This is a genomic window from Variovorax sp. P4_D9 (genome assembly GCF_056401695.1).
In genome coordinates, this window is the sequence record NZ_JBFUIU010001530.1 from 1 (window position 1) to 1,117 (window position 1,117).

Here is a 1,117-nt window from a genome sequence, read left to right on the forward strand (position 1 = left end):
GTCCATCACCAAGTACCGGGTCGCCGGGATCTGCAGGACCGCGTCATCGATGGCGGTGCCCACCGTCAGGTAGGGATGGAAACCAATCCCGAAGGGCGCGGGGACGCTCGAGGCGTTCCGCGCCCGGATGGATACCGTCAGGCCTGTCCCATCGAGCCGATACCCGACCTGCAGGTCGAGCCGCCACGGGTACCCCGGCTGCGGATGAAGCGCGCAGGTCAACTCGACTTCGTCGGCTGACTTCGATGTAATTCTCCATGGGAGCCATCGCACCAGCCCGTGGATCGCGTTCTGCAACTCGGGCTCGTCGAGCGCTGCTCGGCCATCCCGACCCTTCAGCACCCCCGTGCCTCCGACCGAGGAGTGCGAGGCGTTACTCGTCGAGTGCATGCGCGTGAAGCCACCCGACGCACGAAGCCGACCCCGGCCCTACAGCGAAGTGAGCAGCCTTACGTTGGCTTCAAAGAAATGGCTCAGCGATTCCGTGATCATGGGCGATAAAGCCTGGCGTGAACAGGTGGTGGACCGGATGGATCTGCACCCGCGGCTCGCCCTGAATGCCAACTTCCTTGGTGCCGGGCATCAAGCGCTTCTCGACAAACGCCTGAAAGTCCTCCGCCGACCGCCACAAGTCGGTCACCTGAAGCCCCGAATCGGTGAAACACGCGACGTGGAACAAGCCACCCGCCGGCGAATTCCCCTCGAAGTTCACGATCCTCTTGACGGCCTCGTACTGCTCGCGCGTGACRCCGTCCCACTCCATGTGCATGACTACTGCCATAACGACCTCCGTTGATACGGTTGAATCCAGGCCTGAAGCCTGTTCAGTATATCGACGCACGAAGTCGACGCGGTCCTGCAGCTGCCGCTGCCCGGTGGGCAGGAAGAGGGTCAAACTCCCGACCTTCTCATTGCGAGAGCCAAGGCGCTGCCAAAGGCATGGTCCACGCGATGCACCCTCCGAGGCAAAGAGCCCGATTCAGACGTCCTCAGGCCGACGATTCTTCGAGTCCATCATCCGGGCCACCGCGCTGACCTGAGCCGCCCCTGCCCTGAAATACCCCGCCACGGTGTCCGTGCTCCGATGCCCCGTCATGGCCATCGTCTCCTGCAGGGG

At 63.4% G+C, this 1,117-nt stretch carries 2 protein-coding genes; both read right to left on the bottom strand.

The genetic code is table 11. The features are described from left to right. Positions 1-390 (bottom strand): aldose epimerase family protein (locus AC1DY5_RS56640; protein ID WP_478122872.1); only part of this gene is annotated, 390 nt, incomplete at its 3' end. A gap of 70 nt (positions 391-460) precedes the next feature. Then, positions 461-895 carry a hypothetical protein gene (locus AC1DY5_RS56645; RefSeq protein ID WP_478122873.1) on the bottom strand — a complete coding sequence of 145 codons (435 nt, stop codon included), beginning with the start codon at positions 893-895 and terminating at the stop codon, positions 461-463. Positions 896-1,117: the final 222 nt, after the last annotated feature.